The sequence below is a fragment of the Lactococcus petauri genome, from assembly GCF_002154895.1.
GTDB classification, from domain to species: domain Bacteria; phylum Bacillota; class Bacilli; order Lactobacillales; family Streptococcaceae; genus Lactococcus; species Lactococcus petauri.
The window spans coordinates 19,790-43,176 of record NZ_MUIZ01000006.1; the positions used below are offsets into that span (position 1 = coordinate 19,790).

Annotated in this window: 22 protein-coding genes, 1 pseudogene and 1 riboswitch; of the genes and pseudogenes, 16 read left to right on the forward strand and 7 right to left on the reverse strand. The window is 36.5% G+C overall.

Annotation, left to right across the window (positions count from 1 at the left end; all coding sequences use genetic code 11):
- The first annotated feature begins 108 nt into the window (after positions 1-108).
- From BZZ03_RS08985 to BZZ03_RS09000, 4 genes are all read left to right on the forward strand, one after another.
- A complete protein-coding gene (locus BZZ03_RS08985) occupies positions 109-2,127 on the forward strand; it encodes a KUP/HAK/KT family potassium transporter (RefSeq protein WP_086583053.1) in 2,019 nt (672 codons plus the stop codon).
- Between the two features lie 173 nt (positions 2,128-2,300).
- On the forward strand, positions 2,301-3,281 hold the full coding sequence (locus tag BZZ03_RS08990; RefSeq protein ID WP_086583054.1) for an NADPH:quinone reductase: 981 nt from the start codon (positions 2,301-2,303) through the stop codon (positions 3,279-3,281).
- 125 nt (positions 3,282-3,406) lie between these two features.
- Positions 3,407-3,862 (forward strand): MarR family winged helix-turn-helix transcriptional regulator, encoded by a 456-nt coding sequence (locus tag BZZ03_RS08995; RefSeq protein WP_003134249.1) that lies wholly within the window; start codon positions 3,407-3,409, stop codon positions 3,860-3,862.
- A complete protein-coding gene (locus tag BZZ03_RS09000) occupies positions 3,852-4,472 on the forward strand; it encodes a GNAT family N-acetyltransferase (RefSeq protein ID WP_061414746.1) in 621 nt (206 codons plus the stop codon). The genes BZZ03_RS08995 and BZZ03_RS09000 overlap by 11 nt, the downstream gene beginning before the upstream one ends.
- Before the next feature lie 25 nt (positions 4,473-4,497).
- Here the strand turns inward: BZZ03_RS09000 and BZZ03_RS09005 are convergent, their stop codons facing one another.
- Positions 4,498-5,013, reverse strand: coding sequence for a MepB family protein (locus BZZ03_RS09005; RefSeq protein WP_086583055.1), 516 nt, complete (start codon positions 5,011-5,013; stop codon positions 4,498-4,500).
- 146 nt (positions 5,014-5,159) lie between these two features.
- Here BZZ03_RS09005 and BZZ03_RS09010 point away from each other — a divergent pair, with 146 nt between their 5' ends.
- A complete protein-coding gene (locus BZZ03_RS09010; protein WP_017370986.1) occupies positions 5,160-5,582 on the forward strand; it encodes a MarR family winged helix-turn-helix transcriptional regulator in 423 nt (140 codons plus the stop codon).
- A gap of 1 nt (position 5,583) precedes the next feature.
- Complete coding sequence (locus BZZ03_RS09015; RefSeq protein ID WP_086583056.1) at positions 5,584-6,222, forward strand: nitroreductase family protein; 639 nt, start codon at positions 5,584-5,586, stop codon at positions 6,220-6,222.
- Between the two features lie 53 nt (positions 6,223-6,275).
- Here the strand turns inward: BZZ03_RS09015 and BZZ03_RS12285 are convergent, their stop codons facing one another.
- The 5 genes and pseudogenes from BZZ03_RS12285 to BZZ03_RS09035 form a co-directional block, all read right to left on the reverse strand.
- Positions 6,276-6,962, reverse strand: a complete 687-nt coding sequence (locus BZZ03_RS12285) for a B3/B4 domain-containing protein (protein ID WP_225210223.1) — start codon at positions 6,960-6,962, stop codon at positions 6,276-6,278.
- Positions 6,963-7,037: 75 nt separating this feature from the next.
- Positions 7,038-7,460 (reverse strand): annotated as a pseudogene (locus tag BZZ03_RS12290) (GNAT family N-acetyltransferase); the annotation flags it as partial.
- A 38-nt stretch (positions 7,461-7,498) separates the two neighbouring features.
- A complete protein-coding gene (locus BZZ03_RS09025; protein ID WP_086583058.1) occupies positions 7,499-7,954 on the reverse strand; it encodes a MarR family winged helix-turn-helix transcriptional regulator in 456 nt (151 codons plus the stop codon).
- 88 nt (positions 7,955-8,042) lie between these two features.
- Complete coding sequence (locus BZZ03_RS09030; protein WP_086583059.1) at positions 8,043-8,699, reverse strand: CPBP family intramembrane glutamic endopeptidase; 657 nt, start codon at positions 8,697-8,699, stop codon at positions 8,043-8,045.
- A gap of 117 nt (positions 8,700-8,816) precedes the next feature.
- Complete coding sequence (locus tag BZZ03_RS09035) at positions 8,817-9,383, reverse strand: tryptophan transporter (RefSeq protein ID WP_086583060.1); 567 nt, start codon at positions 9,381-9,383, stop codon at positions 8,817-8,819.
- 493 nt (positions 9,384-9,876) lie between these two features.
- On the opposite strand from BZZ03_RS09035, the gene BZZ03_RS09040 reads away from it, so the two are divergent.
- The 3 genes from BZZ03_RS09040 (at position 9,877) to BZZ03_RS09050 (ending at position 13,778) form a co-directional block, all read left to right on the forward strand.
- Positions 9,877-10,701: an Rgg/GadR/MutR family transcriptional regulator gene (locus tag BZZ03_RS09040; RefSeq protein ID WP_086583061.1), complete on the forward strand. Its 825-nt coding sequence runs from the start codon at positions 9,877-9,879 to the stop codon at positions 10,699-10,701.
- 144 nt (positions 10,702-10,845) lie between these two features.
- Positions 10,846-12,357, forward strand: coding sequence for a glutamate:gamma-aminobutyrate antiporter (gene gadC / locus BZZ03_RS09045; RefSeq protein WP_017370980.1), 1,512 nt, complete (start codon positions 10,846-10,848; stop codon positions 12,355-12,357).
- Positions 12,358-12,377: 20 nt separating this feature from the next.
- On the forward strand, positions 12,378-13,778 hold the full coding sequence (locus BZZ03_RS09050) for a glutamate decarboxylase (RefSeq protein WP_019292826.1): 1,401 nt from the start codon (positions 12,378-12,380) through the stop codon (positions 13,776-13,778).
- A gap of 153 nt (positions 13,779-13,931) precedes the next feature.
- Here BZZ03_RS09050 and BZZ03_RS09055 read toward each other — a convergent pair whose 3' ends face one another.
- Positions 13,932-15,095 (reverse strand): pyridoxal phosphate-dependent aminotransferase, encoded by a 1,164-nt coding sequence (locus BZZ03_RS09055; RefSeq protein ID WP_086583062.1) that lies wholly within the window; start codon positions 15,093-15,095, stop codon positions 13,932-13,934.
- Between the two features lie 265 nt (positions 15,096-15,360).
- Positions 15,361-15,533, forward strand: a riboswitch (Lysine riboswitch).
- Between the two features lie 366 nt (positions 15,534-15,899).
- Between BZZ03_RS09055 and BZZ03_RS09060 the strand changes: the two genes are divergently transcribed.
- The 7 genes from BZZ03_RS09060 to BZZ03_RS09090 all read left to right on the forward strand — a co-directional run bounded on the left by BZZ03_RS09060 (position 15,900) and on the right by BZZ03_RS09090 (position 23,365).
- On the forward strand, positions 15,900-17,159 hold the full coding sequence (locus BZZ03_RS09060; RefSeq protein ID WP_086583063.1) for a diaminopimelate decarboxylase: 1,260 nt from the start codon (positions 15,900-15,902) through the stop codon (positions 17,157-17,159).
- Between the two features lie 215 nt (positions 17,160-17,374).
- On the forward strand, positions 17,375-18,238 hold the full coding sequence (gene dapA, locus BZZ03_RS09065; RefSeq protein WP_086583064.1) for a 4-hydroxy-tetrahydrodipicolinate synthase: 864 nt from the start codon (positions 17,375-17,377) through the stop codon (positions 18,236-18,238).
- The gene (gene dapB, locus BZZ03_RS09070; protein WP_086583065.1) at positions 18,238-18,948 is read left to right on the forward strand and encodes a 4-hydroxy-tetrahydrodipicolinate reductase; all 711 of its coding nucleotides are present in this window, start codon (positions 18,238-18,240) and stop codon (positions 18,946-18,948) included. Before dapA ends, dapB begins: the two co-directional genes overlap by 1 nt.
- Positions 18,949-19,041: 93 nt before the next feature.
- Positions 19,042-19,740 carry a 2,3,4,5-tetrahydropyridine-2,6-dicarboxylate N-acetyltransferase gene (dapD, locus tag BZZ03_RS09075; protein ID WP_086583066.1) on the forward strand — a complete coding sequence of 233 codons (699 nt, stop codon included), beginning with the start codon at positions 19,042-19,044 and terminating at the stop codon, positions 19,738-19,740.
- A 165-nt stretch (positions 19,741-19,905) separates the two neighbouring features.
- Positions 19,906-20,898, forward strand: a complete 993-nt coding sequence (locus BZZ03_RS09080) for an aspartate-semialdehyde dehydrogenase (protein ID WP_086583067.1) — start codon at positions 19,906-19,908, stop codon at positions 20,896-20,898.
- Positions 20,895-22,208: an aspartate kinase gene (locus tag BZZ03_RS09085; protein ID WP_086583068.1), complete on the forward strand. Its 1,314-nt coding sequence runs from the start codon at positions 20,895-20,897 to the stop codon at positions 22,206-22,208. Before BZZ03_RS09080 ends, BZZ03_RS09085 begins: the two co-directional genes overlap by 4 nt.
- A gap of 23 nt (positions 22,209-22,231) precedes the next feature.
- The gene (locus BZZ03_RS09090; protein WP_086583069.1) at positions 22,232-23,365 is read left to right on the forward strand and encodes an N-acetyldiaminopimelate deacetylase; all 1,134 of its coding nucleotides are present in this window, start codon (positions 22,232-22,234) and stop codon (positions 23,363-23,365) included.
- Positions 23,366-23,387 lie beyond the last annotated feature (22 nt).

Consider the following 23,387-nt stretch of genomic DNA (forward strand, 5'->3'; position numbering starts at 1 on the left):
ACTGATATAATGATTCTAAGAAACTGAGACAATATTATTTTATCCTCTCGTAAAGTTTCTGGAGAAGTATGTACTTCTACCTTTTATAAAAATGAAAGAGGTTTTTGTATGAGTTATGCGAATGAAAAATCGTTTAACAAAGCTACTTCAGCGGGCTTTATAATCGCGCTTGGAGTAGTTTATGGTGATATTGGGACAAGCCCTTTGTATACCATGCAGTCTATTGTTACTGGACAAGGAGGCTTGCAAAATATTTCAACGGACTTTATCCTTGGTGCGGTTTCCTTAGTTATCTGGACACTGACCTTGATTACAACCGTTAAGTATGTGCTGATTGCCCTCAAGGCCGATAATCATCAAGAAGGTGGGATATTCTCCCTCTTCACCTTAGTTCGACGGATGGCTAAATGGCTGATTATCCCAGCAATGATAGGAGGGGCCACCTTACTTGCAGATGGGGCTTTGACTCCAGCAGTTACAGTTACCTCTGCTGTCGAGGGCCTAAAAGGAGTTCCTGGTTTAGGAGAAATCTACGCCAACCAGTCATGGGTTATTGTTACAACGCTTATCATTCTGGCTATACTCTTCCTTATTCAACGTTTTGGAACCGGCCTAGTCGGAAAACTTTTTGGACCGATAATGCTTATCTGGTTTAGCTTTTTAGCTATCACAGGTCTTTTAAATTCCTTTGCGAATCTTGAAATTTTTAAAGCAATCAATCCTTACTATGCTGTCCATCTCTTGTTAAGTCCAGAAAATAAGGCAGGGCTCTTTATTTTAGGTTCGGTATTCTTGGCGACTACCGGAGCAGAAGCCCTTTATTCTGACCTTGGACATGTGGGCAGAGGCAATATCTATGTCAGCTGGCCTTTTGTAAAACTTGCAATTGTTTTATCTTACTGTGGACAAGGGGCTTGGCTTTTGGCACATAAAGGTGGCGATTTGGGAGGTATGAACCCCTTCTTCGCCGTAATCCCTACAGACATGATGATCTATGCCGTTGTTTTAGCGACTTTAGCTTCTATTATTGCTTCACAATCTCTGATTTCGGGATCATTTACCTTAGTTTCAGAAGCCATCCGCTTGAAGCTTTTACCGATGATGCGGATTTACTATCCAGGGAAAACTTTAGGTCAGCTTTATATTCCAGCAGTCAACTTGATTTTATGGCTTTCGACAAGTGCGATTGTACTTTATTTTAGAAGCGCGGAGCACATGGAGGCAGCTTATGGTCTAGCCATTACTGTCACTATGCTTATGACAACAGTACTTCTGGCATATTATCTCATTTACCGAGGCTTAAAGAAACCTTTGGCTTACTTGATTGCTGCATTCTTTGCTAGTATTGAATTGATTTTCTTTATTGCCTCAGCAGCCAAGTTTGTTCATGGAGGCTATGTTGTAGTGATTATGGCGGCCATGATTATATTTGTGATGTTTGTTTGGTTCCAATCAAGTAAAAGTGTGAACAAACATATTAAGTCACTGGATCTCAATGATTTCAAAGGACAATTGAAAGAACTCAAAGAAGACAAGGAGATGGATCTCTATCAAACCAATCTCGTTTATTTGAGTAATAAAATGGAAGGTGATTTTATTGACCGTTCTATCCTATATTCAATACTTGATAAACGTCCTAAAAAGGCGGAAGTTTACTGGTTTGTTAATGTGAAAGTTACTGATGAACCATGGACTTCCGAATATGAAGTTGATATGATGGGAACAGATTATATCGTTAAAGTTCATTTGTATCTAGGGTTTCGCATGAAACAAGAAGTGCCCCGTTATCTTCGGACGATTGTTAAAGATTTAATAAAATCAGGACGATTGCCTAAACAAGAGCAAAAATACACCACAATGCCTGGTAGGGATGTTGGTGACTTCAGATTTGTAGTTATCGAGGAACGGGTGACAAATGCACAAAAACTTCCAGCTTTTGATCGATTCGTCTTGAAAGCAAAAGCCCGAATCAAGCGCTATACAGCAACACCAGATCGCTGGTTTGGCTTACAATTTTCGGAAGTGTCACTTGAGCGGGTGCCATTAATATTATCAGATGTATATAATTTGAGCATCAAAGAACGTCCAAAACTAGAAGATGAAGGTGAAGAAGACATAAGCTATTAGTATAGATACAATTAACCAGAACAACTGGATTTTTCCAGTTGTTTTTTTGTCATGTCACTTGTTGAAGAGTTACTACAAAGTATCTAAGGCACCTCGGAGTACCTACTATACAAATAGTAAATCTTGCTATATAATGAGTGCTATAGAAACCTGTAATTCATAAGGAGGAAAATATGAAGGTAATAGAAGTATCTGAATTTGGTAACAGTAACGTTCTTAAGTATAAAGAGCTTAAAGACCCAGTTATGAAAGATGACGAGATTTATGTCAGCCTCAAAGCTGCAGCGGTCAACCCAGTTGAAACCTATGTGCGCCAAGGAACATACGCGCAACTGCCTTCGCTCCCTTATATCCCAGGAAAAGATGGAGCTGGGATTGTCAAAGCTGTAGGTGCACAAGTAAAAAACTTTAAGGTAGGTGATCGTGTCTTTGTGACTGTAGAGAGTGATGCTCAGTTTGGAACATATGCGGAAGCAATAACATGCAAGGCCACAGAAGCGACCTTACTCCCAGAAATTATGACTTATAGTCAAGGAGCAGCACTAGGATCGAGCGGCTTAACCGCCCTTTATGCCCTTAAGCAAAAAGCGGGCCTTAAGTCTGGAGAATATATACTTATACATGGTGCAACTGGAGGAGTGGGGACACTTGTCCTTCAATTTGCCAAGCTGTATGGTGCCAAGGTTATTGCAACAGCAGGTTCTGAAAAGGGCCTTGAGATATTGAAAAAGCTTGGTGCAGACTATGTCTTTAACCATCATGCTGAAGGATATATCGAGAGAATACAGGACTTGACAAAGGACCATGGTCTTGATGTGATTATCGAAATGCTTGCAAATGTTAATTTACAGAAAGACTTAGATGCTATTGGCAGCAACGGGCGAATTGTTATTATTGGTAATCGAGGGGAAGTAACCATTAATCCTCGTGTCTTGATGATGAAAGGGGCACATATCACAGGTCTAATGTTGGCAAATATCACACCAGAAGAAGTGGAGGAAAACACACACTTGTTACTGCAAGGTTTAAGTGAGGGTGTTAAACCTGTCGTTGATAAAGTATTCCCACTCGAGCAAGCTGCGACAGCGCAAGATTATATCATGGAAAACAAAGGAAGTTTGGGTAAAATCATTCTTGATACGGCAGCTGAATGATCTGAATAGATGAAAAATAAAAGGCAGGTTTTAATCTGCCTTTTTATTTTAGAAAAGCCTTGACTTTAGTGCGGAATCGTACTATAATGAAATGGTACGACTTCGCACTAAAAAGGAGCGGTTAAATGAAATATCGAGAAATAATGACACAATTTAGCACAGCGCTTGGCAAACTTGATATGACTTACGCGCTTGTGGCGCATGAATATAATCTGACTTTTAATGGACTAATGACGCTCTATATTATCGATGAAAGTGATACTGTCACCCAAAAAGAAATAAGTGAAATCTTATTTTTGCCGAAATCAACAGTACATAGCTTACTTTTGAAATTGCAAAAGCAAGATATTCTGCAACTCACTAAAGGAAAAAATGAAAAGGAAAAATTTATCGTTTTCACTCCAAATGGAAGAAAAGTTTTTGAGGAGATTCAGGAGCAAACAGATATCTTTGAAACACAAGTTATAGAAGAATTCGGCTTGAAGAACACACAAGTATTTTTGGAGCAAACGAAAACTTTTACCGAAAGCTTGCTTGAAAAAGCACAGAGAGTTATGGAGGATAAAAAAGATGAAAATTGAAATAAGAGCATTTGATCCAAAGGATTATCAAAAAGCAATCCAGTTTGCTGTTAAAGGGATGAGCTTTGATAGGTACAGTAATAATAAAACCATCATCAATATGTATGCCAAAAATTTTCTATATTTTGAGCTGTCAAAAGCTACGCAAGCTATTGCTGCCTATGTTGATGGTGAAATGGTGGGCTTATTGCTCGCAGAGATATATGGAGAACCTAAACTGAAACAAACCTTTGGCCAAAAAGCCTACATGAAGACTTTTAACTTTTTGCGGACCTTTTCTAAAAACAAAGGCTTAGACACTTATGAAGCTACGAATAAAGAATTATTACGGTCGTATAAAAGTGAAGCATCACCTGAGGGCGAAATTTTGTATTTGGCTGCTGATCCCGAGAAAAAAATCAAAGGTGTAGGTACCGCTTTAATCAATGAGCTTACTGCGCGGGAAGCTGGAAAAGAAATATTCCTCTTCACAGATACGGGCTGTACTTATCAATTCTATGAATACAAGGGTTTTCATATGGCCGGAGCTCGAGATATTCAACTTGATTTTGGTCAAAATCGAATCGATTTAACTGCAATGCTTTTTAGTAAAAAGTTAGCGCAGCAATAAACAATAAAAAACCGTAAGCTCAAAACTACGGTTTTTTATTGTTTATGGATGTAGAAGAAAAATACAATTGGGCTAATTTTTCTTTTTGGATAATATTAGTAGTATCAATGAAATAATCGCATTGCCATTTTTGGGCAGCCTGCGCGGTTTTGTTGAGTGATGTTTCCCAGGATGGGTAAAAACGCAAAGCCATTTTTCCAGTAATTCCCTTGTGTTTTAAAATCTTTTTTTCTCGAAGAACGCTCTTGGGAATGATAAACTGGCCACTCAAGGGTCCATCAATGACTGAAATGACAAGTTTATCGGGAAAAGCTTCAAAACTAAAGGGGATATTTTTGTTGTTGGTGTCCTTTTCCCAAAATGCTACAAAATATCCTTGTTTTTTAGGAGTTTTTTTAGCGCGACGACTTCGAAAAGATAGTCCATCTGCTTGAAAACAAAAACCTTCGTATTCAGAATTATAAGTATCTTTTGTAGGTATACTTGGGGATAAGCCTAAATCATTCAAAAGGGTCGTTATATAGGTCAGCGAATTATACATGGTTTAAGTTTACCACAAGTAAGAGAGAGAAAAAATCAAAGCTAATTATTTTGACACAGCAGCAATCAAAATAGTTTACAAAAAAATAGGAATGTAGTATTATTGACTAGTCAATGATTGACCGGTCAATTTAAAAAGGGGGACAAATGAACCTTAGACAAATGAGTCAGCTCTTTTACAAGCTAAAACTAGCGAATCAAGAGATGACAACGAAGTTTGAAAAAGAAACTGGCTTTAGTATTACCCGTTATGAGCTTATGATGTTTTTGAAGGAAAACGGTCAATGTTCTCAAGGGCAATTACAGAATGAGTTAAAAATAGATAGTGCAGCTATTACAAGGCATCTAAAATTGCTCGAAGCAAAAGGTTATGTTACCCGTGAGAGAAATAAACAAAACAATCGCGAAGTTTTTGTTAAAATCACGGATAGCTCAAAAGAGGCTTTGGAACGTTGTGAAAGAAACTATAATAACTCTTCTGAGAAAAGTTTAGAGCTAGCACTCACAGCTCAAGAAGAAGACGTACTTCTTGAGCTGCTCACAAAGTTATTGGGACATAAAGGAGAATAAAATGTCAACTCGTATTGTAAATAATGATTTTTCAGAAATCACATTTGGAAGAAAATCCGTGCGTGTTTATGATGAAACTTATAAAATTTCACATGAAGAAATGCTTGAAATGATCCAAGAAGCAACAACAGCACCATCATCTGTAAATATGCAACCTTGGCGTTTTGTTGTTGTTGAAAGTGATGAAGAAAAAGAAAAATTAAAACCTTTAATTCGTTTTAATACCCGTCAAAATGAAACTTCTTCGGCTATGGTTCTTATTTTTGGGGATCTTCTCTGTTATGAATTAGGGGAAGAAATTTATAACCAAGCTGTAGAAGAAGGCAAGATGCCAGCAGAAGTACGTGATCAACAGTTAGAAGCGATTATTCCTTACTACCAAAGCTTTAGTAAAGAAGAAATGAATGATGTTGTCAAAATTGATTCAAGCTTAGCTGCAATGCAATTTATGCTCATCGCACGCGCTCATGGTTACGAAACAAATCCTATCGGCGGATTCGAGGCAGACCAATTGGCAGAAGCTTTTGGTTTGGACGAAAAACGTTACGTGCCAGTAATGATTTTATCTGTCGGCAAAGCCAAAGAAGCAGGATATGAATCTGTAAGATTAGCGGCTGAAAAAATCACAGAATTTAAATAACAAAAAGATGCTAGATTATCTAGCACTTTTTTATTATTATTTATCTTTCTTTCTTACTTATTGTTGATAATTTGAATTTCTCCCTCAACACCAAGAATATCCTTAATTTTAGCCTGTAACTCTTGGAGAGCCTCTAGTGCACGTTCTTGTTGAGAAGGGGTTACTGCTTCAATCACCAAGATGGCATTTGTAGTTTCTTCTGTCAACATGGTACGTTGGGCTTCACGCCAATTCAAAGAGCGACAGATCGCACCATCAAGGTCATAATATATAATTTCTTGCGCAAGAGCTGGCTCACTCTTTTGCGCCCCCAGAGGATAAAAATCTTCCCCCCCCTTGGCTAAGCCTAAATGTAAATCGCCGTTGATTTTATCTAAGTCCTCACCGCCACAAGGTACACCATAACGAAGAGAAATACTATTATAGATATCCACAAGTGGGTTGATTGGTTCTAACTCTTTGCCCTGAGCCACTCTTTTTAAAAGAGCTTCAATAGAAGAGCGTGCACCTTTTTTCTTCTTAAACTGTGTAAAAATATCACGCCATTCGGAGATGACAAAGTTTTCTTTAAAATCATCTTCAACTAAAAATTTTTCAGACTCTTTAAATGCCTCCTTTAGAAGCTCTTGGTAGGGGCCTAAATCATGAACATGATTGTCAATATTGTTTACAACTAAGGTATAGAGTTGAGCTTCTGGAAAAAGTTCCCAAAAGTTTTTATCCACAGTAACAGTTTGCATAGTAGTTCTCCTTATTTCTTTTTTCATGATTAAATCTGTTTGCGTTAAAGTCCCTAAATGAAAATGACGTGACCCACATTCCACATAGCCTTGATTTTTATAAAAACTATAAGCATTAGGATTGTGCTCCCAGACACTGAGCCAGATATATTCCTTGTGTGTGCGCTGTGCTTCCTCGGAAGCAAAATCTAATAAATGTTTTCCTAAGCCTAAGTGCTGGTAAGATTTTCTAACATATAGTCTTTCCACTTCAAGAGCCTCACCTAAAGTAGAGTGTTCTGGAAGAGTTGCATTTTTCCACTTGATATAACCTGCGAGACAACCATCTTGGAAAATAAAATAGAAACTATTGTTAGAGTCATTGAATTCTTTGGTTAATTGTTGAGGATTAAAAGCCTTTTCTAAATAAAGCTCTAAATCTTCTGGTGGGTTTTGTTCCCCAAAAGTTTCAGCGAAGGTTTCTATACTTAAGTCTTGTAAGACATGTAGATCCTGCATAGTAACGCGGGAAATTCTAATATTCACACCAACTCCTTTTAGTAGATTCGTTTCTTTCCTTTTTTAACATCGATCCAGTTATCCACGATATTTTGACTGATTTTTCCGAGTAAATTCTCTACTTGAGTAATCTCCTGTGCATTAAGACCGGATAAGGCAACTTGAGTAGAATAGTGAAGCTCTCTGTTTAATATAGGGTAAACTTCTTTGCCATGAGAAGTAACATATAGTAGTTTATTTTTTTTGTTTCCAGTATCTTCAACTTTTTTTATAAGTTTTTTTTCTACCAATTGATTGATAGCACGACTTGCTGTACTCTTATCAACACATAAAAGTTCAGAAATTTGTTGTTGATTAATTCCAGGATTTTCAAAAATACGACTGAGGTAGAGGTATTGTCCTTTTGCAAGTTTCAGCTCCTTGAATTCAATATTACTGATAGAATCTAAGGCGCGTGCTATAGTACCGATATCTCTTAAAATATTATTTGGAATAGTATTTCTCCTTTCATGAAAGAGGATGTATTGATTATAAAATAAAATAGTTGCGTTTGCAACTATTTAGTTATATATAATAAATACCTTAACTTAATAAGCCTAAAATATTATTCAACATATGAAGACAAATAACAAAAATTAAGGAACGCTGAGAGCTTAAATAAGCTAAAGCTAAAAGCATTGCTCCAGGTGCATAGAGGACAAAATCCATAGGTTGCTGCATATGCATAACGGTGAATAAACCAGTAGAAACAAGGACTGCAATTAGTGTTCCTGTATAATTTGAGAGTCTATTAAGGAAGATATGGCGAAAGATAATCTCTTCAATGATGGGGCCTAAAATACCAAGAATAAGGATGGTGAAGAATAAAGGGATTTGCTTACTCATTTCTGAGAGAGCAGCTTGATTTTCAGGGTTTAATCCCTTTCCATAAATACCTTGAGCCAGAGATTCCACCAGAAGTATCGCTGCCATCCATAAGGGGAGGCTTAAAATTTTCCATAAGGAATGCTCCTTAAAATAGCCAAAACTTTCTCTTAATTCTTTTCGGAAGAGAATAAGTGCTGTCAGTGCAGAGACTGTTATACCAACTGCGAAGTTTAAAAAATCAGATTCTACCCAATTTGTCTGAGCTAACTCAGATAGAAAGAGTAAGGGGATCATTCCAAGTTGGAAGGGGACAAATAAAATATATATAGTTAATACAATGAATTCTCTTTTATTATCACGTAAAAAATTCAAAAGTATAGACCTCCTTGTTTGAATTGGCGATTCGCCTCAAATATTTTAACATAGCATAAAGTCTATACCAATTAAATTGTTTATGTTTTTATAGAGAGAAGTCTTTTTCATATCTCATTAAGAAACGGCGAAAAGATATTTTCCTTTGGAAAGTGTTGAAACAAGTTTGTAGAGCAAAATTCCCAGGAAATAATTGACAAATGCCGTAGAAAAAATCGTAATTAAAAGAACAGGAAGGCCCATTTTAAAGACAACCATAAGCTCCGAAATGTGAAGTAAAGTTCCCAAAAGATATACAGCAAAAACATACACGCAACCACTTATCAATGTGGCGAAGAAATAGATTACCCCTATTTTAGCTAAAAATAATTTGGGAGAAATTCTTAGGACTAACCTATATAAGAGTAAGCATGCCAAGGCTGACAAGGTACGGTCAAAAGCAGCTGGCAGCTGGAAAATCGGATTACCACCAAGAATCATGGAAGTAAGGATAACAAGACCGCTTGCCAAGAAAACTTGTTTGAGTGTAGGTTTAATCATTATACAGAGGAATAAAAAGGCCAAGGAAAAATCCGGGCGAATAATTCCAGCGATACTGGGAGTGATAATATTCAAAATTTGACCAAGTATAATGAAGATCGGAGTAAGTGCAATAGTATTTGATGATTTGTTTTTTTGATTCATAAAAGTTCCTCTTTCTAGTTTTTAATGATAAGGCAGAGTACTTTCTATAACACAAAAAAAGCATAGAAACTTCTATGCTTTAATCATCCAATTTGAGCATAGATACAGGTTTTAGAAAGTACACTAAAATTTGTATCTATGGTTTTCTTCAGTTAGAAGCCATACATACACCTGTATCTTTGCCAAAGTTGAGTAGAATAACAGTTGATCATTGGTTGTACAGCTCCTTTCGTTTTTATTAGGAGTAATAATATCATTTTCTAAGAAAACTGTCAATGCTTTGAACTCACAGAGATAAATTAATTTCGCCATATAGAGATTTAAAAGGAAGTTTTTTGAACATAAAAACCTATGCCTGATAGCCTTAATTGAGTATATATTTGACGACCAACTTGTAAATGAGTTATAATTTCACGTGCATATTTTTTTAGGCATAAATGTAATTATTGTTATTTATCATAACGTTAAAAACAAAATTAGGAAGTCATTAACTGTGTATAAAAAATATGGAGATTGTTTTAAAAAGTTAAGGAACCAAAAGAATTTGGGACTCTCATATTTTAGTAAGATTGGAATAAATAGAGCAAATTTATCTCGATTTGAAAGAGGGCAAAGTATGATGAGTTTTGAGCGCGTTGACTTGATGTTAGAAGAGATGCAAGTCCCCTTAGCAGAGTACGAGTTAATTGTAAATAACTTTATGCCCAATTATCAAGATTTTTTCTTGTTGGAACTAGAAGAAGCGGACTTTAGTCAAGATCTAAATAAAATTCAAAAGTTATATCTTGAGGCGCGTGAAGCAGGAAAACATATGTTGTCACTTGCTGCAAAAACTCGACTTGAAAATATAAGTACCCTGGAAGTGAGAGAGATTGAAAATTATCTTTGTAATGTTAAAGAATGGGGCTATTTTGAGCTCACATTATTTTATTTTGTCTCAGATCATATTGCTATTGATCAGCTGGAAAATCTTCTGGCCAATTTTGACAAAAGGTGTGAAAAATATTGTCGATTATTAAAGTACAGACGAAGATTATTACAGATTGCGTATCAAAGTGCGGCTATTTTTGCAGCGCATGGGGAAAGAAGTGAAGCTGAAAATATATTAGAAATTACCAAAAAATATCGGGAAATGGGAGTGGATTTATATGCTGAAGTTTTAAGGCATCTGGCAACAGGAATTGTTATTTTTAACTTTGAAGATAAGGATTTAGGACGTAAAAAAATTAATTGTGCTCTGGGAGCTTTGGAGGAATTTGGAGGTTTACGATTGAAAGAATTTTATCAAAGAAGGTTGGAAAAGTTTTTAAAAAATTAATCTCTGTATCTGTTGCTTTAAAGCAACAGATACAGAGAGTTTTTTTATTTTTAAGAGAATATACTTGATATAGAAAGGAGATGAAAACTAGATTTGGGCAACAATTATTTTGAAAATTGTTACCACATATTTTAAGGAGGTATGATGAATCAAAAAAAATTAACATTATTCGGATTCTTTGCTTTAACTGCTTCAATGGTTTTGACCGTATATGAGTATCCGACCTTTGCCACTTCTAAATTGCACTTAGTTTTCTTTTTACTACTAGGCGGAATACTATGGTTTTTACCAGTTGCCCTATGTGCTGCAGAAATGTCCACAGTTGAAGGGTGGAAAAATGGAGGCATTTTCAGCTGGGTGAGCCAAACTTTAGGAGAGCGTTTTGGATTTGCGGCAATTTTTTTCCAATGGTTTCAAATTACAGTTGGATTTGTAACAATGATATACTTTATCTTAGGAGCACTTTCATACGTATTAAATTTTGAAGCTTTAAACTCAGATCCACTCATTAAATTTATAGGCTTGCTGGTCATTTTTTGGGGACTGACCTTTTCACAATTAGGTGGGACTCAGCGCACTGCAAAATTAGTAAAAGCGGGATTTATAATCGGGATTGTAATTCCATCCATTATCTTATTTGTATTAGCAGTAGCTTATTTTGTAGGAGGAAATCCTATAGAAATCCCCATCAATAAGGCAGCTTTTATTCCAGACTTTTCACAGCTTTCAACATTGGTAGTTTTTGTTTCGTTTATTTTAGCTTATATGGGAGTTGAAGCTTCAGCTTCTCATATCAATGAGTTAGAAAATCCAAAAAGAAATTATCCTTTAGCAATGGTTTTATTAGTAATATTAGCTATTTCTTTAGATGCGCTTGGGGGCTTTACAGTGGCTGCAGTAATACCTCAAAAAGAGTTATCTTTAAGCGCTGGTGTGATTCAGACTTTTCAAACGCTGATCTTACATTTTAATAACCACTTAAGTTGGTTGGTCAAAATAATTGCAATAATGATTGCGTTTGGAGTCATGGGAGAAGTAAGCTCATGGGTAGTTGGGCCTTCTCGAGGAATGTTTGCAGCAGCGCAACGTGGATTACTTCCAAAATTTTTACGAAAAACGAATACCCATGATGTTCCCGTGCCTTTAGTTATGATTCAAGGTGTCATCGTGACTCTTTGGGGAGCGATTTTAACCTTTGGTGGTGGCGGCAATAACTTGTCCTTCTTGGTAGCAATTTCTTTGACTGTAGTTATCTATTTGGTTGGTTATCTACTATTTTTCTTAGGTTATTTCGTCTTAATCTACAAGAAAAAGAATTTAAAACGAACATATAATGTTCCAGGGAAAATGATAGGCAAATCAATTATTGCAGGAGTAGGGTTATTATTATCTCTGTTTGCTTTATTAATTTCTTTTGTCCCACCGGAATCAATTGCTCAAAGTGAGACACGAACTTATCAAATGATATTACTTATAAGCTTTGCTGTTACAGTAATCTTACCATTTGTTATTTATGAACTACATGATAAAAAGAGTCATGGATCTCTTGAAGAACCAATTCACTTCAAAGCAGGAGAAGTGAATCCAGCCGTTTATCCGGCAGCTCGAGGGGAGCATCATATTGTAAAGAATGAAGAACATATATTAAAACATTAAAGAAATTGGAGGATGTAAATATGTTATATGGAAAAGAAAATCGTGATGAGGCAGAATTTTTAGAACCAATATTTGGCTCCGAAAGTGAGCAAGTTGATTTGCCCAAATATAAATTAGGGAGAAAATCGATCGAACCTCGGGTAGCTTATCAATTAGTTCAAGATGAGATGCTAGATGAGGGGAATGCGCGGTTGAACTTAGCCACTTTTTGTCAAACATACATGGAACCTGAAGCAGTAAAACTAATGAGTCAAACTCTTGAGAAAAATGCAATAGATAAATCAGAATATCCAAGAACAACCGAAATCGAAAACCGTTGTGTAAATATGATTGCTGACCTTTGGAATGCAAGTGAAAACGAACAGTTTATGGGAACATCAACAATTGGTTCTTCAGAAGCTTGTATGTTGGGAGGAATGGCAATGAAATTCTCTTGGCGTAAACGAGCAGAAAAGTTAGGCTTGGACATTAATGCTAAAAAACCAAATCTCGTTATTTCTTCTGGATATCAAGTTTGTTGGGAAAAATTCTGTGTATATTGGGATATTGAAATGCGTGAAGTACCGATGGACAAAAATCACATGTCAATTAATCTAGATAAGGTTATGGATTATGTTGATGAATATACTATTGGTATTGTAGGGATTATGGGGATTACGTATACAGGAAGATATGACGATATCAAGGCTCTTGATAAGTTAGTTGAAGAACACAACAAACGTACAGATTATAAAGTGTACATACACGTAGATGCTGCTTCAGGTGGACTTTATGCACCATTTGTTGAACCACATCTTAAGTGGGATTTTCGATTAAAAAATGTCATTTCCATCAATACATCAGGTCATAAGTACGGTCTCGTTTATCCTGGAGTAGGCTGGGTATTATGGCGTGATAAGAAATATCTACCAGAGGAGTTAATTTTTAAAGTAAGCTATCTTGGAGGAGAATTACCAACCATGGCTATTAACTTTTCTCATAGCGCGGCTCAGCTGATAGGACAATATTATAATTTTGTACGTTATGGTTTTGATGGATACAAAGCTATACATGAAAGAACGCATAAAGTAGCAATGTATTTAGCAAAATCAATTGAAAAAACAGGTTTATTTGAAATTGTAAATGATGGTTCACAACTTCCAATTGTATGCTATAAATTAAGAGAAGACAGAAATTGTGACTGGGATTTATACGACTTAGCCGATCGTTTATTAATGAAAGGATGGCAAGTGCCAGCCTATCCTTTACCAAAAAACTTAGAGGATAATATTATACAACGGATAGTAATTCGAGCGGATTTTGGAATGAATATGGCATACAATTACGTGCAAGATATGCAAGAAGCTATTGAATTTTTGAATAAGGCACATCTTAAATACCATAATAATCCTAAAAATAAAGTATATGGATTTACACATTAAAACAATCTCATTTTTACAAGCCAAACCTATTTTCGTTAATTAATAACAAGAATGAATATATAACAAAAAAGACGAGATTTTTCTCGTCTTTTTTGAGAAGGTTTACATTAAAGCAAAGATAAACTCTGAGTATAGCACAACCATAATAGTAAGTTATTCCGAAAGATACTCTTTCAATCTCTCCATAGCAATCTTAATCACTTCCATTGAAGCTGCATAGGACAAACGGATATAGCCTTCACCGTATTGACCAAAGGCTGAGCCTGGAATGAATGCTACATGTTTTTTCTTTGCAAAATCATATAAAAATTCAAAAGAATTGCTGTTATATTCTGCTGGAATTTTGGCAAAAATATAGAAAGCCCCGTCTGGCTTGATAATTTCAAAGCCAAGTTCAGTCATTTTCTCAATAATGTAATCCCGCCGTTTGAGGTATTCGACTTTCATTAGCTCAGCATCATTTTTTCCTTTACTCAGAGCTTCAACTGCTGCCCATTGCGATTGTGTTGAGGCAGAAGTAACCAGATATTGGTGTGTTTTTACAAGCTGATCAATCAAGTGTTTTTCTGCAAAAATAAGCCCCATTCGCCAACCCGTCATCGCATGTGATTTTGAAAGGCCATTAAGTACAAAAGTTTGATCACGTAAAAAGGTCGAAATAGAAGTATGTACATGTTGGCTATAGTTAATTTCAGAATAAACTTCGTCAGAAAGGACAAAAATTTCATGTTTTTTGATGATTTCAGCAAGTGTTTTAAGTTGGGCATGAGTGTAAGTTATGCCCGTTGGATTTGAAGGATAATTAAGGATGATAGCCTTGATATTCTCGGTTTCGTTCAATACTTGTTCAAGTTTTTCAGGAGTTAAGACAAATTTATCAGTTGTGGTATCAATCTCGACCAATTGACCGCCAGCTAAGCTTACTACAGGCGCATAACCTGGGTAAGCAGGTGCTGGGATTAGAACTTTATCGCCAGGTTCAATAATTGAAAGGAGACAAGTAGCAATCGCCTCTGTGACACCAACTGTGGTCAAAATTTCTGTTTCAGCATCGTAATGCAAATTGTATTTTTCAGCTACAAATTGACTGGCTGCATGACGGAGTTCAATCAGGCCACGCATGCCAGTATAATGACTTTCATCGGCATCAATCGCATCAATTGCAGCTTTTTTGATATGTTCAGGTGTCGGAAAATCTGGTTCACCAAGTGTTAATTTCAAAACATTCGGTATTTTGGAAATTTCCTGATCAAATTCACGAATTTTAGAAATTTCAATTTTTCCAAGATTAGTGTTAAATTTATTTGATAAATCCATATATAGCACCTCCGCAGGTCAATAGTTAAAGTTGGCTTCAAGCAAAAACTCCGTATATTCGTCGTTTTAAATTTGTATTATAGCATTTTATTTTAAAAATTCACAAAACAATGTTGCAAAATATTTTGGAGGTTCAGAAGTTCAGATAAAAAATACACCTTGTAAACCTTGATTTAAAGCAGTTTTAAAGAAAAAAATAAGTCAATACCAAAAATTTGAAAAGTTTTCAATTGACAAACAATACTGAAAATATTATAATTGTGAAAAATAAATTAGAGGTAGCAATGCAAATGAGTACTACACGAGAGGAGGCATCCGACGACCGTGTACGAAAGGTAATCATTGCCGAACGTTAGCAACAGAGGCATCTGGCTAGCGTGGGGGTATAGGAAACACCTATACCACTCGGACTTGAATAAGTCTGGCGCTAAGTGATCGAACCGAATAATATAGAATTCTTTTTTAACTCTATTTTCATGACGACATAAAAGGCGCTTGTACTTACAAGTGCCTTTTGTTTTTATACGATGTGAGTTTGTAGGTTGAAGCGCGACAACGATAGAATAATGTTTTAGCGAGTCAACGAATAAGAAAAACTCTGCTTCTTACATCGAAACTCATTATATCAGTGGTCAAAGGGCACTGGAGACAGAGTTAAAGATTGAGATGGGAAAAAATATCATTTGGTAGACTAAAAGTAAAATCTTCCTTCTTTCAGTTACAATTTTTGACAAGCCTCCAGAGCATTGAAACTACCGAAATCTTCAGAAAAAGATTTGCATAGCAAGTCCACAGGAGCATGAAATGAAAGTACCATTTATTACTAAAGATCAATTAGATAAAATTACTGCAGAATTTCCGACACCATTTCATTTATATGACGAGCACGGAATTCGTGAAAAAGCAAGGGCGCTAAACACAGCATTTTCTTGGAATAAAGGTTTCAAAGAATTCTTTGCGGTGAAAGCTACACCAACGCCTGCAATTTTGAAAATTTTGCAAGAAGAAGGCTGTGGAGCTGATTGCGCGAGCTATGTTGAACTTATACTGGCAAATAAATGTGGTTTTGATAAGTCTGAAATTATGTTTTCATCAAATGACACTCCAGCTGAAGAATTTTTATTAGCCAAAAAGCTAGGGGCTACGATTAATATTGATGCATACAACCATATTGAATTTTTATCCACATTGGCAGGATTTGAATTTCCCGAAACAATGAGCTTACGCTATAACCCTGGTGGAGTTTTTACAATGGGTACCAAAATTATGGATAATCCTGAAGAATCAAAATTTGGAATGACAAAAGCCCAACTAATTCAGGGAATTAGAGATTTGCAAAAGTTGGGTGTGAAGAAATTTGGAATGCATAGCTTTTTGGCTTCAAATACTGTGACAAATGAATATTATCCAAAATTAGCACAGCAATTATTTGAATTAGCACTTGAAATTCGTGAAAAAACAGGCGTTTCTCTTGATTTTATAAATCTTTCTGGTGGTATCGGCGTTAATTATCGTCCGGATGAAGCTCCTAACGATATTGCTGTCATTGGCGAAGGAGTACATCGTGTTTATGATGAAGTTCTAACTGCCAATGGCCTAGGAGAAGTCAAAATTTATACGGAACTGGGACGCTTTATGTTGGCGCCTCATGGCTTACTGGTCACACGTGTCTTGCATAGAAAGCAAACCTATCGGACGTATATTGGTGTGGATGCGAGCGCAGTTAATCTGATGAGACCAGCATTTTATGATGCTTATCATCATATTACTGTTATAGGAAAGGAGGAAGATAAAGTGAAAGAAATTGTTGACGTGACAGGTTCATTATGTGAAAACAATGATAAATTTGCCAGGCAGCGCGAACTTCCTGTGATTGATGAGGGAGACCTATTAGTCATTCATGACACAGGTGCGCATGGTTTTTCGATGGGATATCAGTATAATGCAAAATTACGAAGTGCCGAATTATTGCTTCAGAAAGATGGGAGCACACGTATGATTCGACGGGCAGAGCGACCTGAAGACTATTTTGCAACATTGGATGGCTTTGAGTTTGAAATCTAACCGAGAATTAGCTGGTGAATGCTTGTAACAGCTTTTACTTCTAACCACTGATAAAATCATAAATAATATTTGGATACAAATTAAAGGAGTGGAGTAAGAACAAGGCGAAGAGGAGATGTTTTTCAAGAGAAAGAAAATTATACGATGAGTAGTTTCCTTTTCTTCTATTGCAACACTCGTCAAAGGTTTCTGAAATAAATCTACAGGAGAAAATAATGCTTAAAGGTTCAATTGTGGCGCTCATCACGCCCTTTAATGATGATAATTCTATAAATTTTGAGAAATTAGCTGAGCTGATTGAATTTCAGATTAGCCATGGAAGTGCGGCTATTTCTATTTTAGGCACAACAGGAGAAGCACCGACGATTAGTTTTGAGGAGAAAAAAGCAATCGTTGAGTTTGTAGTTAAACAGGTTGCTGGACGTGTTCATATCAATGTTGGAGCAGGAAGTAATAACACAGCACAAGCAGTGGAATTTGCTCAAGCATTTGAAAAGTTAGGAGCGGATAGTTTGCTTGTGATTACCCCTTATTATAATAAAACCAATGAAACAGGGATGTTAAAGCATTTCACTAAGATTGCGGAGTCTGTCGATATTCCGATTATCATGTACAATGCACCAGGTAGAACAGGGGTGAATCTTTCTGTTGAAGCCGTAGAAGTATTGGCGAAACACCCGAATATTACAGGCTTAAAAGAAGCATCAAGTGATATTGCCTATGTGGAAAAAATTAGCTGCTATCTTTCTAATAATTTTGCATTATATAGTGGTAATGACGATATGATAGTTCCATGCCTGAGTTTAGGCGCTTCGGGTGTAATCAGTGTTTGGGCTAACTTCATGCCAGATGTAGTTAAGGAGTTAATCGAAACTTTTGCGACCAATCCAGCTCATTCTTTGAGTCTGCAACAAAAATATTTGAACTTGATTGACAGCTTATTTATAGAAGCAAATCCAATTCCGGTCAAATTTGTGATGAATCAACTCGGTTATAATGTCGGTTCTGTTCGGTTGCCACTTGACGAGCCATCCGAAAGGGCAAAAATTCAACTTCTTAAAGAATTGGAGATTTTATAATGAAAGTTTTACAAATTGGAACAGGTACAATGGGCGGGCTGCTTGCGGCAGAGCTAGAAAAAGAGCATGAATTAACAGCCGTAGCCTTAACAAAGGATATTCCAGAAGAAAAATTCGATGTGATCATTGATTTTTCACACCCTGAGAATCTCAATAATCTTGCTAAATATCTAGAAAAGCATCCAACAGCCACAGTTATTGCCACAACAGGCTTTGACCACATACAAAAGGCAACAATTGATTACCTTTCTGAAAAAATGCCTGTATTATTTAGTGGGAATTTTAGTATTGGAGTTATCTTGATGAATCGTTTAGTCAAAGAAATGACCTATATTTTATCGGACAGTTTTGATATTGAAATCATTGAAAAACATCATAATAAAAAAATAGATGCACCATCTGGTACGGCAAATATGTTACTTGACAGTATCAATGAAACATTGGACTATAAAGTTGTTCATGGACGTTCAGGTATAAAGCCACGTGAGAAGAAAGAGATTGGAGTACATGCTGTTCGAGGGGGGACAATCGTTGGCGAACATGAAGTAATATTTGCAGGAAGCGACGAACTTCTTACGATTAAGCATGAAGCTCTTTCGAAAATGATTTTTGTAAAAGGGGCGATCACAGGGATGAATTGGCTTATTCATCAAGAAAGTGGGATGTATTCAATGGAGGAAGTTCTTTTTGGAAAAGACGGAGTGAATTAAGTTCTATTTTTATAGAAGAGAAACAATAAAGTAAATTTTGGGTATTCCTTAAAAAACTTAGTTTTTATAGGATTACACATAAGAAGGAGATTTATGGAAGTACAAAAAATTTCGGCTCAAGAAATTATTCAATATATTGGAAATGCTGAGAAAAAAACAACAGTTAAAGTAACTTTTGAAGGTCAATTGACAGGTCAAATACCAAAAGAAATCATCAAAATCAGCAATACTTTGTTTGGAGATTGGAGTTTGATTCAACCTCTTTTGGCTGATATGACTGAAAATAAAGACTATATTGTTGAGCTTGATAGCCGCAATTCAGCTGTGCCTTTGCTTGATATTCGCGATATCAATGGACGTATCGAGCCAGGTGCAATTATCCGTGAACATGTCGTAATTGGTGATCATGCAGTAATCATGATGGGAGCAATTATTAATATAGGTGCTGAAATTGGGTCTGGTACAATGATTGATATGGGTGCTGTTCTAGGAGGACGTGCAACAGTAGGTAAAAATTCCCATATTGGTGCAGGCGCAGTACTTGCTGGTGTAATTGAACCAGCTTCATCTGTGCCTGTGCGTATTGGGGATAATGTACTTGTGGGTGCAAATGCAGTGGTTATTGAAGGTGTACAAGTCGGTTCAGGTTCAGTTGTTGCGGCCGGTGCTATTGTGACACAAGATGTTCCTGAAAATGTAGTTGTTGCTGGTGTGCCAGCCCATATTATCAAGAAAATTGATTCTCAAACACAGCAAAAAACTGCACTGGAAGAAGCGTTGAGAAATTTGTAAAAATGCCATAAGGATAGACTATTTATCAACATACATGATGCTTCGTACGCTATTAATAAATGGAGTATATCGTCCATGCACTTCAAATAGCGCCAAAGTTATTTAACTTTAGAGTGTACAAACTTTATCTTCGAGTATCTTATATCCAAAGAAGAAAGGATAAAAATGAAAAAATATAATATATGTGTTGTGGGTGCAACTGGACTTGTTGGTCGTACTTTTCTCGATATTTTAGAACAAAGAAATTTCCCAATTAAAAATTTGAAATTATTAGCCTCAAGTCGTTCAGCAGGTTCAGTTTTGTCTTTTGCGGGTCAAGAATACGTAGTTGAAGAATTAACGGCTGATTCATTTAACGGTTATGATATTGCCCTTTTTAGTGCTGGCGGAGATACTTCTGAACAATTTGCCCCAATTGCACGAGAAAAAGGGTTGGTTGTCATTGATAACTCATCAGTTTGGCGTGAAAATCCTGAAATTGGCCTGATAGTTCCAGAAATTAACATCCAAGATACGCAAATGAATAAAATCATTGCCAATCCAAACTGTTCAACGATTCAATCTGTTTTACCGCTTTATGCTTTGGAAAAAGCCTTTGGTATTTTACGAGTGAACTATACAACTTTCCAAGCAGTAAGTGGAAGCGGACAGAAAGGTCGTGACGATTTACTTCGGACACGTCAAGGCAAAACACCAGAATTTTATCCATATAATATCTCTGAAACGGCGCTTCCTGAGATTGATGTTTTCTTTGAAAATGGATATACCAAAGAAGAGATGAAAATGGTCAATGAAACACGTAAAATCTTACATAAGCCAGAGTTGGCTGTTTCAGCAACTTGTGTACGTGTTCCAGTAATAAACAGTCACGGTGTGAGTATCCAGGTAATATTGGATCAGCCTTTCACGCTTAGCGAAGTTCGTGAGGTTTTTGCAAACCAAGAAGGTATAACTCTTATCGACAACCCTAAAAATCATGAATATCCAGTTTCAACAATCGCAAATGGTAATGATAATGTTTATGTTGGACGTATTCGTGAAGATTTGGCGCAAGCAAACAGTTTACTCTTTTACTGCGTAGCTGATAATATCCGTAAAGGCGCAGCACTAAATGCAATTCAAATTGCGGAGCATATGATCCAGGAGAATTTAATTTGACATTAACCATTGCAAAATTTGGCGGTTCATCCTTATCTACAGAAAGCCAATTTCAAAAAGTAAAAAATATTGTCAGCCAAGATGAAACGAAAAAAATTGTCGTTGTTTCGGCGATTGGACGTAAAAATCCATCTGATGATAAGGTTACCGACTTGCTCTATCTCATTGCGGCTCATGTGAAACACGGAGTTTCTTACCAAGCACTTTGGGATAATTTAATTGCTCGATTTGTTGCAGTCAAAGAAGAATTGCAGCTTAAATACGACATCTTATCACATTTAGAGGAACTTAAATGTGAGCTGGATTCGGGTCAATTTACAGAGGATTATCTGGTGAGTCGTGGCGAGTATTTTACAGCGCATCTAATGGCGGAATATCTGGGCTATCAATTTATTGATGCGGCTGAAGTAATTTCCTTTTCAGGTAACGGTCGTATCAATTTGGAAATGTCAAAACGTTTGTTGCAGGAACAATTCTCTGGAATTGAGAGAATTGTTCTCCCAGGATTTTACGGTGCTTTCCAAAATGGAAAAATCAAACTTTTGAGTCGTGGTGGTTCAGATATTTCAGGCGCAATTCTGGCAAGCTGTTTAGGTGCTGATAAATATGAAAACTGGACAGATGTATCAGGTGTAATGATGGCAGATCCGCGTATTATTAACAATCCAGCAACGATCAGTGAATTGACTTATGAAGAGTTGAGTGAATTGTCTTATATGGGGGCAAGTGTGCTGCATGCTGAGACGATTTATCCGATTCGTGAACTCAATATTCCTTTGCATATTAAAAATACGAATGCTCCAGACGCCGAAGGCACTTTGATTTTGGCAGAACACCGTACGCATACGACACAAGTTTCAGGAATTTCAGGCAGAAAAAACTATGTTTCGATTAATATTGTCAAAAATCAAATGGCAACAGAGGTTGGTTTTTTACAACGTACTTTGAAAATTTTTGATGATTATCATTTGAATATTGAACACCTCCCTACAGGTATCAATCAAATCGGAGTTATCGTCGAAATGGTTGAAGTAGAAGAGATTTTGCTTGATTTACTGGACCGCCTAAAAAAAGATTTGAAAGCAGATGATGTCACAGTCAAAGAAAATATTTCGCTTTTGACAGTTGTAGGTGAAGAAATTATACGCTCAGCAAAAGTTACGAACAAAATTTTTACAGCACTTGCTAAAGAAGATATCGATATTGAGCTTATTACACAAAGCCCGCGTGGAATCAATATCATTATCGGTGTTGCCAATAAGCATTATCAAAGGGCTTTAGTCGCCTTATATGAAGAATTGACAACCTAAAGGACTTAATAAGGAGGTGTAGAGTGCCTTTTACAAATGAAGAATTGCTTCAAATACGTCGGGAATTGCATGAAATTCCTGAGCTTGGTATGACAGAATTTGAAACACAGGCTTATCTATTAGATAAAATACAGCAAATGATACAAACAGTTAAGCATGTCAAAATTCGAACTTGGAAGACAGCCGTTCTAGTCAAAATAACAGGATTTGACTCAGACAAAATTATAGGCTGGCGTGCAGATATGGACGGGCTTCCAGTTAATGAAGAAACAAGTTTAGAATGCAGTTCAAAGCACCAAGGAAGAATGCATGCTTGTGGACATGATATACACATGGCTGTAGCACTTGGTTTATTAAAAATCGCTATTGAAACGCCAAGTAAAAATGACCGTCTTTTTCTTTTTCAGCCCGCTGAAGAAAATCTCTCAGGCGCAAAACTTTTATATGAGGCAAACGTTTTTGCGGATTGGTTACCGGATGAGTTTTATGCACTTCATGTTCATCCAGAACTACCTGCCGGACAACTAGCAACGAATAATCACACTTTATTTGCAGGAACTTGTGAGGTTAGTATTAAGTTTACTGGAAAAGGAGGCCACGCAGCGTTCCCCCAGAATAGTAATGATATGGTAGTTGCTGTGAGTCATTTTGTAACGCAAGTGCAGACAATTATCTCGCGAAATGTTGGCCCGATGGAAAATGCTGTTGTGACTTTTGGAAAGATGCGTGCTGGAATGACTAATAACGTGATTGCCAAAGCAGCGGAAGTTCACGGAACCATTCGTACCTTGACGAAGGAAATGAACGAACTAACACAAAAACGTATCACACAAATCGCTGAAGGTATTGCGCAATCCTTTGACTGCCAAGCGGAAATTATACTAAAACAAGGAGGGTATCTTCCTGTTATTAATAATAAAAATCTTGCAGACCAACTGATGTCTTTTCTGAAAGAAAAGCCAACAGTTAATTTTTCAGAAATTTCCCCCTTGATGACAGGGGAGGACTTTGGATACTTATTAGATAAAGTACCTGGTGTGATGCTCTGGCTCGGTGTTCAATCAGATTATCCCTTACATCACGAAAAGATGTCTCCAAAAGAAGCAGCTATAATGCCTGCAGTGGAAGCACTCAGTGCCTGGCTAGCTACTCGATAAATTTCTTTACAACTGTTGGTAT

What these genes read in the sequence shown, in the direction of transcription:
- BZZ03_RS08985 (WP_086583053.1), top strand. Translation starts at nt 109, where the DNA reads ATGAGTTATGCGAATGAAAAATCGTTTAACAAAGCTACTTCAGCGGGC.
- BZZ03_RS09050 (WP_019292826.1), top strand. Translation starts at nt 12,378, where the DNA reads ATGTTATATGGAAAAGAAAATCGTGATGAGGCAGAATTTTTAGAACCA.
- BZZ03_RS12285 (WP_225210223.1), bottom strand. Translation starts at nt 6,962, where the DNA reads ATGCAAACTGTTACTGTGGATAAAAACTTTTGGGAACTTTTTCCAGAA.
- BZZ03_RS09055 (WP_086583062.1), bottom strand. Translation starts at nt 15,095, where the DNA reads ATGGATTTATCAAATAAATTTAACACTAATCTTGGAAAAATTGAAATT.
- dapB (WP_086583065.1), top strand. Translation starts at nt 18,238, where the DNA reads ATGAAAGTTTTACAAATTGGAACAGGTACAATGGGCGGGCTGCTTGCG.
- dapD (WP_086583066.1), top strand. Translation starts at nt 19,042, where the DNA reads ATGGAAGTACAAAAAATTTCGGCTCAAGAAATTATTCAATATATTGGA.
- BZZ03_RS09010 (WP_017370986.1), top strand. Translation starts at nt 5,160, where the DNA reads ATGAACCTTAGACAAATGAGTCAGCTCTTTTACAAGCTAAAACTAGCG.
- BZZ03_RS08990 (WP_086583054.1), top strand. Translation starts at nt 2,301, where the DNA reads ATGAAGGTAATAGAAGTATCTGAATTTGGTAACAGTAACGTTCTTAAG.
- BZZ03_RS09005 (WP_086583055.1), bottom strand. Translation starts at nt 5,013, where the DNA reads ATGTATAATTCGCTGACCTATATAACGACCCTTTTGAATGATTTAGGC.
- BZZ03_RS09000 (WP_061414746.1), top strand. Translation starts at nt 3,852, where the DNA reads ATGAAAATTGAAATAAGAGCATTTGATCCAAAGGATTATCAAAAAGCA.
- BZZ03_RS08995 (WP_003134249.1), top strand. Translation starts at nt 3,407, where the DNA reads ATGAAATATCGAGAAATAATGACACAATTTAGCACAGCGCTTGGCAAA.
- BZZ03_RS09035 (WP_086583060.1), bottom strand. Translation starts at nt 9,383, where the DNA reads ATGAATCAAAAAAACAAATCATCAAATACTATTGCACTTACTCCGATC.
- BZZ03_RS09080 (WP_086583067.1), top strand. Translation starts at nt 19,906, where the DNA reads ATGAAAAAATATAATATATGTGTTGTGGGTGCAACTGGACTTGTTGGT.
- BZZ03_RS09060 (WP_086583063.1), top strand. Translation starts at nt 15,900, where the DNA reads ATGAAAGTACCATTTATTACTAAAGATCAATTAGATAAAATTACTGCA.
- gadC (WP_017370980.1), top strand. Translation starts at nt 10,846, where the DNA reads ATGAATCAAAAAAAATTAACATTATTCGGATTCTTTGCTTTAACTGCT.
- dapA (WP_086583064.1), top strand. Translation starts at nt 17,375, where the DNA reads ATGCTTAAAGGTTCAATTGTGGCGCTCATCACGCCCTTTAATGATGAT.
- BZZ03_RS09015 (WP_086583056.1), top strand. Translation starts at nt 5,584, where the DNA reads ATGTCAACTCGTATTGTAAATAATGATTTTTCAGAAATCACATTTGGA.